The organism is Ruegeria sp. AF1 (assembly GCF_056542125.1).
On record NZ_JBQFZG010000014.1, the window covers coordinates 41,903 to 55,702 of the forward strand.

Here is a 13,800-nt window from a genome sequence, read left to right on the forward strand (position 1 = left end):
TGGGCTTTTGATGTTGCGATGAGCACACGTTATTTCATGGTATTCCCGCAGGTTAGATGTTGTGCGAATCCCGAACTTCGCGGGATGATATAATTATACCCGGGTATTGTTGGGGTAAGCGGTGCTGTTTGATGTTAAATAGAGCTATGAAAACAATTTCCATTGTCTCGCCATGCTTCAATGAAGAAGACAACGTGGCGAATTGTTACGAAACCGTAAAGTCGATTTTCGACACGGAACTGCCGGGCTACAGGCGCGAGCATATTTTCATCGACAATGCCTCCACGGACCGGACCGTGGATATCCTGCGCGAGATCGCCGCAAAGGATCCGGACGTGAAAGTGGTGGTCAATGCCCGCAATTTCGGGGTGTTCCGGTCAACTTTTAACGGGTTGCGCTATGCCACTGGTGACGGGGTTGTTGTCATGCTGCCTGTTGACCTGCAAGACCCGCCCGAGCTGATCCCGGAGTTCGTCGAGCTGTGGGAAAGCGGCTATGACGTGGTGGCCGGCGCCCGCAGTACCCGAGAGGAGGGGTTCGTGATGCGTAATGCGCGCGGTCTTTTCTATCGGATCGTCAATGGCCTGTCGGACGTCTGGCTGGAACCATCGGTCGGAGAGTTTCAGCTGATTGACCGCAAAGTGCTTGAGGCAGTGCTGGCCCACAATGACCACTACCCTTATATCCGTGGCATCATTGCCAGCTGCGGCTTCCGCCGGATCATCAAACCTTATGTCTGGCAGGCGCGGAAAAGCGGCTTGACCAAGCACAGCTTGATGGCGCTGACCGATCAGGCGCTGAATGCTATTTTTTCTTTCACGCGTGCCCCGATGCGGTTCTGCACGATTAGCGGACTGGTGATTGCGGCCGGCTGTATTCTGTTTTCGCTCATTTCCGCGGTTCTGTTTTTCTTTAATCCCGATCAGGCGCCGCGCGGGACGACAACCATCATCGTATCCCTGTTTTTCCTGTCAGGTATCCAGATGCTGTTTATTGGAATGTTGGGGGAATACATCACCTCGATCCACAATCAGGTACGCGGGGGCCCCATCGTGACCGAGCAGGAACGCATCAACATTGAAGGTCCTGCGCGGGACCCGGCACTGACTAGAGACGAGCGTCTGGCATGATTGCCGGTTTGAGCCGCGGCAAATGGTGCGGCCTTGCGCTTGTGATGGCGCTCTGCGCCAGCCCTGCCTGGGCTGTTGACGCACCGGTTACCAATGCAACTCTGCCCGAGCTGCGCATATGGTTTGGGTGCATGGTGGTGGCCTCGGTGTTTTTTCTGGGCTTCTTCTGGCTGCGTGGTCAGGTTCTGTTTGGCATTCTGAGTGCAATAGCTCTCTTGGGCGGCGCAGCTCGGCTGTGGCTGACGCAACCGCTTTGGTTTCCACGCCTTGAGATCTCTGCAGACCCGCCTGAGAACCTGATCATGCTGGCGATACTGGCGATGCAGGCGGCGGTGATCGGCGTTGTTCTCATACGGCCCTCAGGGCGCGCAGCCATCGGCGGTCTTTTCGCTAAGGCGGGGATATTTCGCCTATTTCTGCTGATGGTTCTGGTCGCGATTTTCAGCCTGTCGGGAACTCCTTATATCGCCTATGGCTATCATGTTGCCTATGGCTTGCAGATCGGTGTTGGCGGTGTGTTGTCACTGGTTCAACTGGCCACGCTATTGGCCATGTTTGTTGTGGTTGGGCCAGACCACATGCCGCGAATCCCGGTGGCTGGTTTGGCGGTGTTTGCGACTTTGGTCAGCGCCATACTGGCCTGGGCGGCGTTCGATCAGGTGCCCCATGTCGAGGATGAACTGGCCTATCTTTTTCAGGCACGGACCTTTGCGGCTGGCACGCTCTGGGCTCCGGCCCCGCCCGAAGCGGCACACCCCGCGCTGGAATATTATCTTCTCGAAATACATGAGGGCAAATGGATCAGTGTTCCGGCACAGGGCTGGGCAATGGTTTTAAGCCTTGGGGTGCTGGTCGGGGCGCCATGGGTGATCAATCCGATCCTGACCGGGATATCGGTTTGGCTGGCCCATGACATTGTCCGCCGGTCTATCAGCCGGGAACGCGCGGATATGGTCGCGTTGCTTATGGCAACCTCACCCTGGGTGCTGGCTGTTGGGGCCACGCTGATGAACCACGCGCTTATGCTGGTGACGATCTTACTGGCCTGGTGGTGTTTGATCCGGGCCGGAGAGGGGTCTGCCCGCCGGGCGGTATTCCTGGCATTTGCCGCCGGGTTGGCCTTGGGATGGGGATTTGTCACCCGACCGTTGGACGGGTTGATCGTGGGTGGTCTGACAGGCCTGTGGGTGCTTCGCCGACTGCCTGCCGGGATCGGGCAAGTGCTTGCCTGTGGTGTCGGCGGCATCCTGTCCGGGTCTGTCGTTTTTCTGGTCAATCAAGCGATCACGGGCGATCCATTATTGACCGCACAAGCCGACTATCTCAGCCGTCTGTGGCCGGACACGCAAAACGCATTTGGATTTGGTGAGAATGTGGGCCCGCCCGCCCAAAGCTGGGGGGCGCTGGATATCTGGATCGGGCACAGCCCCGCCGAAGCCGTGTTGAACCTGGTCAACGCGATTGCGTCGCTCAACCTTGAGCTTCTGGGTTGGACATTCGGGTCGCTGGTTCCGCTCTGGATCGTCTTTATCTGGCGCAAAAAGCTGACCGGGTTTGACCGTGCGATGCTGGTGATCTTTGCTGCCCTCGTGGCTGTTCTGTTCTTCTATTGGTTTACAGGTACCTTCTACCTCGGACCGCGCTATTGGCACACGGCATTGCTGCCTATCCTGGTTTTGTCCGCGGCTGGGATCGAGGCGATCAATGACCGGTTGCCCGAGCAGTATCGCGGCCGCCTGCATTGTGTTGTTCTGCTGCTCTGCGCCATTTCGGTTGTCAGTTTCATATCCTGGCGCGGTGTTTCGAAATATGACGGATATGGCGGGTATAGCGGTGACATCAGGCGACAGGTTGAAGCCGCTGATCTGGGCAATGCGTTGATTTTTGTCTCGACAAAAGGAGACATCGGGTCTGCGCTTTATCTCAACGATCCGTTCCTGCCGCCGGATAAGCCAATTTTCCTCAACGATCTGGGACCGGATCAGAACGCCGCCATTATCGCTGCCTTCCCCGGACGCGAGGTTATTTACCTGAGCGACGCAGACTGACACGCCCTGGGTCAGTCGGGTTTTCTCGAGCGCAATTACTCAGCAGCGTGCTGGTTTTCGGCGGCCACAAAGTTGCGTCTGAAATCATTGGCAAACATCGTGCGCGTGAACCGGCCCAACCCCGAGGCATGCTCGCCAAAGGTGTCAATCCGGGACAGCAGGGTCGTTTTCACACGCGGATTGACCTGCGTCTGGAACTCACGCGGGGTGTCAAACTGATAATCACGCAAGGAGCCTTCGTACCCCGAATTCCGCCAGGCCTCGACATCGAATGACGAACTCCAGACCGGTTCGTGCTCCAGACTCTGTGAAAAGGGAGCATGCAGCATCACGGCGCTGTAATAGTTGATGATCGTATCAAGCATGGCATGTGCTTCGTGATCACCTTCATCCAGCAGATCCGAAATGGCCCGTTTCAGGAAAACAAGCGCTTCGTCCAGTACAATGAACCGGCCAATCATCGAGTATTTGCTGAGCAGATTGCCCCCTAGTTCACCGCTGATCAGGTCATCGTAATTGTCCTGCGCCCAGGCCACGCAGTCGGCGCGGGTTTCAAACAGCTCAGCCTGGTTCTCTTCCAGATAACCAGCCAATGCATTGCGGAACGGCTCCGGTGCCTGATCCAGAATCTCTTGCATATGTTTGATGATCTGGAACGGTCGGATGTCCAGAGAACGCGCCAGCCGGAAGGCTTCTTCGAAATTGTCTTCATAATAGAAGATCGTCAGCAGCAGATGGAAAACACGGGTGTCCAGGTAATCCTGGAACGAGAAATTCTCGGACTGGACCACCATTTCCTCGGTCTCGACCACGGTTGGACCGTTATATTTGCCCAGGCATCGGGCAACGACCCGGTGCAGGGTTTTGAACCCAAATTCTTTGCGGCTGTCAGGATTGGCCAGTGGCGCGCCATGCAGCAGCATCAATTGGTGTGCCGCCACCCGGCTGACACCGGTTTCGATCAGCTTGTCGACCGCATCCATAAAGGATTCCTTGGTCTCACCCGGCATGCACAGGATCAGCTCGCCATAGGATTGCATGCCCTTTGAATGAAGCTCCTGCTGTACCTCGGCATAGGTATCCAGGCTGATGTTGTCGCGTTTGATGTTCTTCAGAACTACCGGATTCAGGGACTGAACCGATGAGGTCATTGGCAACCGGCCCTTGGCCTTGCGCATCACCTTGATGATCCGGTCGCCGCGGTTTTTTCCGGTGGTTGTCCGGATGTATTTGGGCCAGTCGTATTTATCCATCAGATGGCCCAGATAGTCGGCCACTTCTTCGTCCTGCACATACATGCCGAAATTATCGTCAGCAAAACACAAGGGGCTGGCATGGTTGATGCGGGCCACGATGTAGTCCAGATCGGCCTTGGTACGCTCGAACGAATGGCGGAAAACTTTCGAGTTCGATTTGACCGCCGAGTTGCAGAATGCGCAGGTGAACGGACAACCGCGGGCCAGCTGCATCAGTGCAAACAGGCCGGTATCAAAGAACTTGTCCATCAGCCCGGCAAGATAAGGTGACGGGATTTCGTCCAGATCGCGGATGCGGGGCGGCTCGCTCCCGCGCAGGATCTCTCCGGTTTTCGGGTGCACGTAAAGCGCGCCATCGACGGCCTCTTCCCACATGCCTTCGCGGCGGGCGCCAACATCGATGAACCGTTGCAGCGTGCTGAGGAATGCGCGCTCGCCCTCATAGGTGGGGCCGCGCACATGCATGTCGATCTGTGGCATGGTCCGGATCCAGCTGTCCTGTTCTTCTTCGGTCAACGGAAAGTTGGGGCCCCCCATCAAGGTCAGAACATTGGGGTCGATCGCTTTCACGTAGTCGGCAAAGGACAGGGCCAGATGATGGTTCCAGGAATAGCTTGAGAAACCGATGATGTCGGGTACCGCCGCATCAATGGCTGCCTTCAATTCCTGAGGGTCGCGGAAGATTGCAACTTCCAACGGTGTCGGGCTTTTGGCATAGGTTTTGGCAAAAGTAGCAAGATTGCCGACACCCAGCGGATAGGTGTCCGACGTAGCGGTAACGAGGTTATGGCCGAGATCGGCAAGGTAAAGACGCATTAGTTAACTATCCTCGCGGTACAGTTCTTATGTCAAATTTTAGGCTCCATGGTCGGTTTGGACTTCGATGGCCAATGTGCCGGAATGTTATTTTTAATCATCTTCAAACACTCTGCTGCCAGGGGAAGTGACCCGTCAACACCCTGGAGATCATGATGAAGGCCAGAATGGCCGTGGGCAAAACAAGTACTCCCTGCGCGAGGATCGGTTGCAGACCGGCGGACAGCAAACCCTCAAGCGAAAGGGCGTTAAACGCGTAGACGAACAGATAGGACAGCACGTAATAGGGCAAACGCCCAAAACCCTTGGTGTCGAAGACAAGCCGGGCGTGGGTCATGAAGTTCCATAAAACTCCGCCGGAAAACGAAATCGCCAATGCGGCTTGGGGTGGCAGGCCTGACAGGCTGAGGCCGGTAAACAGCGCATAGCCAAACGCCGTATTCAGTACCCCGACCAAAGCGAAGCGCATGAATGATTTCTTTCGGGGAATAAGCAGCTTTTTCATACGCGGGCCCCTTCTGTACAAAGAATGTCCGCCACCCCTGAGACGATGTCATGTTGCGGGGTAAATCCGACTTCGTTCCGCAGCCGGGTCACATCCGCTGCCAGCCGGTCGGGATCATTTGCCGCGCGGGGGATAGCCCCCAGCCGGATCAGGTCAGGGTGATGCATCTGGTTTGCGACCTCTTCAATCAACTGCCGGACCGGGACGGCGGTGCCGCTTGCTATATTGATCGCACCGGTGACATTGGTTTCCAGCAAAAGCGCCAGCGCGCGCGCCAGATCATCGACATGCAGGAAATCCCGTTCCTGTCGTCCATCGGTGCAATCTACGGGCTCACCTATCTTCAGATTTGAAATCAGATCGCCAAACAACCGGCCCGGCGGTTCATCCGGTCCGTAGACAAAGAAAATACGGGCCCAGGCCAGAGACAAGTCAAGCGCATCCTGGCCTGCGCACAGCGCCAGACCGGTCGCAGCCTTTGCGGCCCCGTACAAGGTGCGGGGCCGCAAAGGCGTTGCTTCGGTCAGCTCCGGCACCGACCAGTCATATTCGGCACAGCTTCCGGCGCAGACCACACGCCGCCCGCCTGTACGCGCAAACTCCCGCACCAAGTGCAGCGTGGCGGCCATCCAGTCCAGATTGGCCGGGGAAGCCCAGCGGTCGCGTGGTCCGTCATGCCAAGCCAGATGAACCAGATGGCTGGCGCGAGCTGTTTCAAGGGCTGCTGTGGTGGCGCTGGGGTCCAGCAGATCACAGGGAATGTCGCTTGCCGGGTTGCGGCCCAGCGTCACCACCTCATGGCCCGCCTGTGTCAGAGCCGGAACCGTCGCGCGTCCGATCAATCCGGTTGCGCCGGTCAGCAGAATCCGTGCCATCAGCTGATCCTGACTTCCGGCACGGCGGTCACGAACCGCACCTTCAGGTCGGACAGTTGCCCGATGACCTCATCCCGGATGTTCCAGGGCAGGATCAGCACGTAATCCGGCGGCGCCTCGCGCAGGGCTTCGACCCCATGCACGGGGATATGGCTGCCAGGCAGCAGCGTGTTCTGCTTGGCCGGGTTGCGGTCGACGCAGTAAGAGATCAGATCGGGGCCGATCCCGGCATAGTTCAGCAGCGTATTGCCCTTGGCAGCGGCACCGTAGGCGGCAACCGTGTCGCCCCGCGCCTTTGTTTCACGCAGGAAGGCAAGCAACCCATCGCGCAGCGCTTCGACCTGAGTGGTGAAATTCATGTAACCTTCAGGCCGGTCGAACTGCGCCGCAATCTCGTCCGCGCGGACCTTGGCCAAGCCGGGCCCTTCGGGGTGGCTGGCTCCTTCAAGACAGGTATAAACCCGCAGCGATCCGCCATGGGTCGGCAGCTCTTCGACGTCGAAGACGCGCAAACCCGCCCTGGCAAAGATTGTCTCGACCGCCAGCAGCGACAGATAAGAATAATGTTCGTGATAGATCGTGTCGAACTGCACGCTTTTGATCAGGTTCAGAAGGTGCGGGAATTCAACTGTATAGACCGCGTCCCCCGTCAGCAGGGTGGCGATGCCGGCAACGAAATCGTTGATGTCAGGCACATGCGCCAGCACATTGGCCGAGGCGATCAGGGCCGGGGGTTTCTCGACCGCAGCAACCTTTCGGGCCAGCGCCTCGCCGAAATAATCGACCAGCGTGCGCACACCTCTTTCCTGTGCCGCCGCCGCCACATTGCCTGAAGGTTCGATCCCCAGAACCGGGATGCCTTTTTCAACGAAATACTGCAGCAGATACCCGTCATTCGAGGCGATCTCGATCACCAGATCGTCCGGTCCGAGATCGAACCGATTGACCATTTTTTCCACGTAATCCCGGCAATGGGCCAGCCAGCTGTCCGAGAAGCTGGAGAAATAGGCATAATCGGTCGAAAATATCTCTTCCGCCGGTACGACATCATCCACCTGAACCAACCAGCATTCGGTGCAGACGCGGGCGTGCAATGGATAGACCGGGTCCGGTTTGTCCGCTTTCGCGGGGTCGACATAGGAATTGGCCAGAGGGGACAGTCCGAGATCGACAAGCGTCATCTCAAGGTCCGCGCCGCAATGGCGGCAGGTGGGATGGGTCGTGCCGGTCATACCTGTCTCATGCTCAGTGTTTCGAATTCGGCAATCTGGGCGTGGCACAGCTCGGTTGCCGGAGTGCCGCGGGCCCAGCCCGCATACCAGTCTGCCGTCAGCCTGACGGTGTCGTCAAAACTCAGGACCGGGCGCCAGCCAAACAGTGCACGCGCCTGCGATACATCCAGCCGAAGCATCTTGGCCTCATGCGGCGTATCCGCCGGGGTGTCGATATCGATCCGGCCCTGCCCAAGCGCCTTGATGACCGCCTGGGCTACATCCAGAACCGGGCGTTCATCGTTACGTTCGGGGCCAAAATTCCAGCCCGCTGCGAAGGCGGCGTCCTGTTCGAGCTTCTGGGCCAGCATCATGTACCCCCTGAGAGGTTCCAGAACATGTTGCCAGGGACGGATTGCGCCGGGATAGCGTAATATGACGCGTCCTTCATCGCTCAGACAGCCGCGCACGATATCGGGAACCAAACGGTCTTCGGCCCAGTCACCACCACCAATGACATTGCCCGCGCGTGCGCTGGCAATCCGGGCCGGATGTGGATCGGCAGCATCCGGTGAATAATAGCTGCGCCGCATTGCTGCGACCGCTATTTCGGTCGCACCCTTCGATGCGGAATACGGATCATGCCCGCCCATCGGGTCGGTTTCGCGATAGCCCCAGACCTGTTCGACATTCTCGTAGGCCTTGTCAGAGGTTGCCACCACCACCGCGCGCAGGCTCGGGGCTGCACGCAGTGCGTCCAAAAGCTGAACTGTGCCCAGAACATTGGTGGCGAAGGTCTCAACCGGAGTGCGATAGGAGCGCCGGACCAGGGATTGCGCCGCCAGATGAAAGACGAATTCAGGGTCGGTTTCCGCGATGATCCGGTCCAGGGCCGCACGATCATTCAGGTCGCCAGTGACCGACCTTATTTTGCGCTGATCCAGCAATGCCCAGAGATTGGGTTTCGTTTCGGGGGCAAGGGCGTATCCGGCGACTTCTGCACCAGCCTCGGCCAGCCAGGCAGCCAGCCAGGCGCCTTTGAAGCCGGTATGCCCGGTTACAAGCACCCTGCGTCCGGAAAACGCGCTCGCACTCATTCCCAGATTTTCCACGGCGCATTGCCTGTGGCCCAGTGTTCTTCCAGTTCCTGGCGTTCGCGAATAGTGTCCATGGGCTGCCAGAAGCCTTTATGTTCAAAGGCCATCAGCTCGCCATCGCGCGTCAGGTTCATCAGGGGGCTGCGTTCCCAGGCGGTATCGTCGCCGTCAATGTAATCGCCCACTTTGGGGGACAGCACGAAAAATCCGCCATTGATCAGCCCACCATCCCCGACGGGTTTTTCAGAGAAATTCAGGACCTGATTGCTCTGCAGCTCGAGCTGGCCGAAGCGGCGGGGCGGAGGAACTGCCGTGACGGTTGCGAGCTTGCCATGCGCCCGGTGAAAATTGATCCCGGCCCGAATGTCGATATCACCAACACCGTCGCCATAGGTCAGGCAGAACGCTTCTTCATCCTTGAGCAGATGCATGACCCGGCGAAGTCGCCCGCCGGTCTGGCTGTCGTCTCCGGTGTCGATCAGTGTCACGCGCCACGGTTCTGACTTGCTGTTAGCAATTTCAAGACCGCCACTGGCCAGGTCGATCGTGACGTCCGAGTTGTGCAGAAAGAAATTCGCGAAGAATTCCTTGATGACATAACCTTTGTACCCCAGGCAGACGATGAAATCAGTGACGCCATGGGCCGCATAGATTTTCATGATATGCCAGATGATCGGCTTACCACCGATCTCGACCATGGGTTTTGGAATCTTGACGGTTTCTTCGCTGAGCCGCGTGCCTAAGCCGCCGGCCAGAATAACGCACTTCATAAAATTGCTCCCTCGTTAACAACGAGACTGGCTACCAATACACTCGTCTTAACCCGGATCTGGGCATCCGGGTTATTGCAAACATTCGCACGCATTAGGACGGCAGCGCCGCCACCCTGTCAAGATTCACAAAGCCACGAGTCGTGAGGCACTGAATTTCCCGTTGCTCTGGCGCTCAACCTTACACAATGGGGGGAAAGAGACGATATTGTTGACGCGCCCTTTCAGCCGGGCAATCCAGTGAAGAACATCACAGAGATAGCGCTCAAAAGAGCTCATATTCAGGGCTGCACACGTTGTATCAGAATTGCGCGGACCAAATGCACATTTCACACCTGCGGGAAATTTTGACAAAGCTATACCGGTCGGAAAACATCGTTGCGATTCAAATTATTGGAAAAAGCGCATGCGGTTTAGGGCTGTATAGGAGACAGAGGTTTTCACCAATTTTGAACCGGTTTTCGACACAGGCGATCTGGTTCGCATCTGCCCCCTCTCTCTGTGGGATGGACAGCGGGTGCGGTTCGTCTAATCAGGGTGCCGATTTTCTGTACGGAAGGCCGGGCTTCAAAACTCAGGCCCTCTGTTTAAGGGGCTGACAGGATTTTGTTGTGAATCCCGGATAACCTCTTGTAGCCTTAGGTAAGTGTTTTGGTATGGGTGTTAGTCATTTGAAAAAAGATATTGTTCCCGTTGTAGTCATCGGTGGCGGCCCAGCCGGGCTGACAGCCGCCTATGAACTGCAAAAACTGAGCGGCACACATGTTCTCCGGGTCTTTGAAGCTTCGGATATGGTGGGCGGCATTTCCCGAACTGAAACGCATAAAGGGTATCGCTTTGATATAGGCGGGCACCGGTTTTTCACCAAGGTGCGTGAGGTCGAGGACATGTGGCATGAGGTGATGGGGGATGATTTCATCACTGTGCAACGCCTGAGCCGCATCTTCTACCGCAACAAGTTTTATGATTATCCGCTGCGGATCTTCAACGCTTTGGGCAATATCGGCCCTTACGAGACCTACAAGATCATCGGTAGCTTCATCAAATGGAAGCTGCGGCCCAAACCGCAGGAAGACACCTTTGAAGAATGGGTGATCAACCGCTTTGGCGGACGGCTCTACATGCATTTCTTCCACAGCTACACCAAGAAAGTCTGGGGTATTCCACCGTCAGAAATCCGGGCCGACTGGGCCGCGCAGCGGATCAAGAACCTATCCCTGCCCAAGGCGGTCTGGAACGCGATTTCGGGTGCAAATGATACGGCCAGCCTGATCGAGGAATTTCAGTATCCCCGCCTGGGCCCTGGCATGATGTGGGAAAAGACCCGCGATCTGATCCAGGAAAAGGGCGGTTCGGTCGAAACCCGTTCCGAAGTGGTGCAGGTGAACCGCGATGGCAACCGCGTCACGTCGATTGATGTGCGTCATTGGGACGAAAGCGGTGATAAAACAACCGAACGGGTCGAGGGTGAGGAATTCATCAATTCGATGGCCGTGCGCGATCTGATCCATGCCTTTGATCCACCGCCACCACCCGAGGTGGTCGAGGCTGCCGATCGCCTGAAGTATCGAGATTTCCTGATCGTGACCCTGATCCTGGATCACGCCGATCCGTTCCCGGACAACTGGATTTACATCCACAGCCCCAAGGTGAAGGTTGGCCGCATTCAGAATTTCCGCGCCTGGTCTAAGGAAATGTTGCCCGACCAGAATACTGCCTCGATCGGGATGGAATATTTCTGCCAGAAGGGTGACGGGCTTTGGTCCTCCTCCGACGAGGATCTCAAACATCTTGCCAGTGAGGAGCTTGAAAAGCTTGGTCTGGCCAAAGCCAGTGATGTCATCGATTGTGCGGTCATCCGGCAACCCAAGGCCTATCCGGTCTATGACAGCGAATACAAAGAGGCCCTGGACACGGTCAGCGACTGGCTGAAAACGCTGGAAAATTTCCAGACCGTGGGTCGCAATGGTTTGCATCGCTATAACAATCAGGATCATTCGATGCTGTCGGCGATGTATGCCGCCCGCAATATCATGGGCGAAAACTACGACGTCTGGGACGTGAATGTGGAACGCTCTTACCATGAAGAGTTTGAAGCCAACCCCAAGAAAACGGCTGCTCCAAAAAAAAACTTTCGTAAAAGCACGGCGCTCTGATCCTTAGCCAGGGACCGCGGTGCTTGTGGGTTTGTTTCTGATTGACGGGTTGGGATGATATGTGTCCGGCCAGATGATGATGTAATCGCGTAATCTGGCGACTTCCCGGCCTTCGTCCTGATGGTCCAGTCCGCATCGTAGCCAAACTTCGGCCAGCAAAAGCCGCAACCGAAGGTCCGGGGCCGTTTCGGTGATTACGTCGTGCATTTGGGTCTGGGTCAGGCCGATCAGGTCCCGCAGATGGGCGTTCCTGAAGTATTCAGGACGAACTTCCAACCGCTGAAACACCGTCGTCTGTGTCGCGTTCTTGATACGGGGGCTCAGGTTGCGCGGGACATAGCGATTGGCGACTTCTTCAACGACCCATTTGTTGCGAACAAACGGATGAGCGTTCCCGAAGGCAAAGGGTGAAAGCCGGTGTTTATGCCGGGTCGGAAGATTGACGGAAAACCGGGCTATTCGGGTATCCAAAAACGGAAGCCGCACTTCGATACCTGCGGCCATGCCCATCGTGTCATTGAGATGCAAAAGCTCTGACAGGGGATGGCGCATGCGATCCAACGTCCATTGTCTGCCGTGATCCCTGGGGTTTTGTGGCGATGCGTTGTGATGGCAAGAGATCTCCTGCGGCCCCCTCGGTTTTGCATAGTCATGCACCGGCTTTTTTGCGCTCTTCGTAGTCAGGATGGACCCTATGCCCGACATTGCTTGCACCCGGCGCATCAGCCGTCTGTATCCATCGTTCAAACGCTTTCGCCCAAACCGGGGATTTCCGAGGAACAATTCGTCTGCGCCTGCACCAGAAATCAGACCATTCATTCCGGAATTAGTTGCAAGCCGGGCTGCCATCATCAGTGGCGTGCAATTTGCAGGTTCTGAGGGGGGGCGTTCATAGTGCCGAATGACTCGGGGAAGCATGTCAATAAAATCGCACTCATCGACATCGGTAACGTGCAACTCCAGTTTAAGACTTCTGGCCAGGTTGCGAGCCGCATCAACTTCACTGCGTTCACCTTTCACATTGGCATGGAACAACGGCAGGTTTTGATGTTGTGCTGCTGCTATGGCAGCAATCAGTGACGAATCCACGCCGCCTGAACAAAAAGCCCCAATAGGCGCTTCGGCGAACAAATGCGCGGCCAAGGATTTGTGCATCAGATCCGCAAACTCATCGACAATTTCGGGCGTGGGCAAGCCGTCAAGCCGGGTCATCTCATCGGGGTCGAAGAAATCGTTCAATCGGAAGAAAGATGAAATCTTGATCTTGTCCGGCCCGTCAAACTGCAGGCAAGTCCCTGGGATCAGGCTCCGGATGCCGTTATAGAAGGTCTGGCCCGGATCTGGTTCTCCGGAATTCAACAGATAGGCTGTTACCGAATTGATGTCCGGCTGTAATGTCATCCACGGCTCGAACGCCTTTATTTCCGAAGCAAACAGAAAGGCGCGGCCTTCTTTGGTCGGGCTCTGCGCCCAATAAAGCGGCTTCATTCCGAAGCGATCCCTTGCCAGCAGAACCTGCCGCGTGCTTCGATCAACAAAAGCAAGTCCGAACATGCCTTCGAACCGGATCAGTGCGTTCGAACCCCATTGGATCAGACTGTGTAAAACAACCTCGGTATCGGAAGTTGTCCGGAAGGAAATTCCCAGTGCTTCCAACTCAGACCGCAAGGACCTGAAGTTGTAGACTTCACCAGTGTAGGCAAGGGTGTAACGGCCCGTTGGGTCCGTGAAAGGCTGATCCGACCGTATATCGGTATCGACAAGAGACAGGCGTTGGTGCGCCAACCCAAGACCGGGTTCTGTCAGAACATGGCTGGCATCCGGGCCGCGATAGCGTATGGAAAACGCGCTTTTGCGCAGCCGCAGGTTGTCAGGGGTTTGTGCTGCATCATCTGGGAAGATACCAAACAGGCCACACATTCGGAACTCCGGTATT

The 13,800-nt window shown here is 56.6% G+C and carries 10 protein-coding genes; 3 read left to right on the top strand and 7 right to left on the bottom strand.

Features of this window, described 5'->3' with window-relative positions:
* Positions 1-146 precede the first annotated feature (146 nt).
* Both ACR0BK_RS16260 and ACR0BK_RS16265 read left to right on the top strand, forming a co-directional pair.
* On the top strand, positions 147-1,130 hold the full coding sequence (locus ACR0BK_RS16260; RefSeq protein ID WP_394389148.1) for a glycosyltransferase family 2 protein: 984 nt from the start codon (positions 147-149) through the stop codon (positions 1,128-1,130).
* Entirely contained in the window at positions 1,127-3,178 is a 2,052-nt protein-coding gene (locus ACR0BK_RS16265) for a glycosyltransferase family 39 protein (RefSeq protein ID WP_480555443.1), read from the top strand. Before ACR0BK_RS16260 ends, ACR0BK_RS16265 begins: the two co-directional genes overlap by 4 nt.
* Before the next feature lie 35 nt (positions 3,179-3,213).
* On the opposite strand, the gene ACR0BK_RS16270 is transcribed toward ACR0BK_RS16265, so the two are convergent.
* From ACR0BK_RS16270 to rfbF, 6 genes are all read right to left on the bottom strand, one after another.
* Positions 3,214-5,250, bottom strand: coding sequence for a B12-binding domain-containing radical SAM protein (locus ACR0BK_RS16270; protein ID WP_480555444.1), 2,037 nt, complete (start codon positions 5,248-5,250; stop codon positions 3,214-3,216).
* Positions 5,251-5,353: 103 nt separating this feature from the next.
* Complete coding sequence (locus ACR0BK_RS16275) at positions 5,354-5,755, bottom strand: GtrA family protein (protein ID WP_480555445.1); 402 nt, start codon at positions 5,753-5,755, stop codon at positions 5,354-5,356.
* Complete coding sequence (locus ACR0BK_RS16280; protein ID WP_480555446.1) at positions 5,752-6,630, bottom strand: NAD-dependent epimerase/dehydratase family protein; 879 nt, start codon at positions 6,628-6,630, stop codon at positions 5,752-5,754. Before ACR0BK_RS16280 ends, ACR0BK_RS16275 begins: the two co-directional genes overlap by 4 nt.
* Positions 6,630-7,862, bottom strand: coding sequence for a methyltransferase domain-containing protein (locus ACR0BK_RS16285; RefSeq protein WP_480555447.1), 1,233 nt, complete (start codon positions 7,860-7,862; stop codon positions 6,630-6,632). The genes ACR0BK_RS16280 and ACR0BK_RS16285 overlap by 1 nt, the downstream gene beginning before the upstream one ends.
* A complete protein-coding gene (rfbG, locus tag ACR0BK_RS16290; RefSeq protein ID WP_480555448.1) occupies positions 7,859-8,953 on the bottom strand; it encodes a CDP-glucose 4,6-dehydratase in 1,095 nt (364 codons plus the stop codon). Before rfbG ends, ACR0BK_RS16285 begins: the two co-directional genes overlap by 4 nt.
* Entirely contained in the window at positions 8,935-9,708 is a 774-nt protein-coding gene (gene rfbF, locus ACR0BK_RS16295; protein WP_480555449.1) for a glucose-1-phosphate cytidylyltransferase, read from the bottom strand. Before rfbF ends, rfbG begins: the two co-directional genes overlap by 19 nt.
* 671 nt (positions 9,709-10,379) lie before the next feature.
* On the opposite strand from rfbF, the gene ACR0BK_RS16300 reads away from it, so the two are divergent.
* Entirely contained in the window at positions 10,380-11,864 is a 1,485-nt protein-coding gene (locus ACR0BK_RS16300) for an NAD(P)/FAD-dependent oxidoreductase (protein WP_480555450.1), read from the top strand.
* 3 nt (positions 11,865-11,867) lie between these two features.
* Here the strand turns inward: ACR0BK_RS16300 and asnB are convergent, their stop codons facing one another.
* Positions 11,868-13,784, bottom strand: coding sequence for an asparagine synthase (glutamine-hydrolyzing) (gene asnB, locus ACR0BK_RS16305; protein WP_480555451.1), 1,917 nt, complete (start codon positions 13,782-13,784; stop codon positions 11,868-11,870).
* Positions 13,785-13,800: the final 16 nt, after the last annotated feature.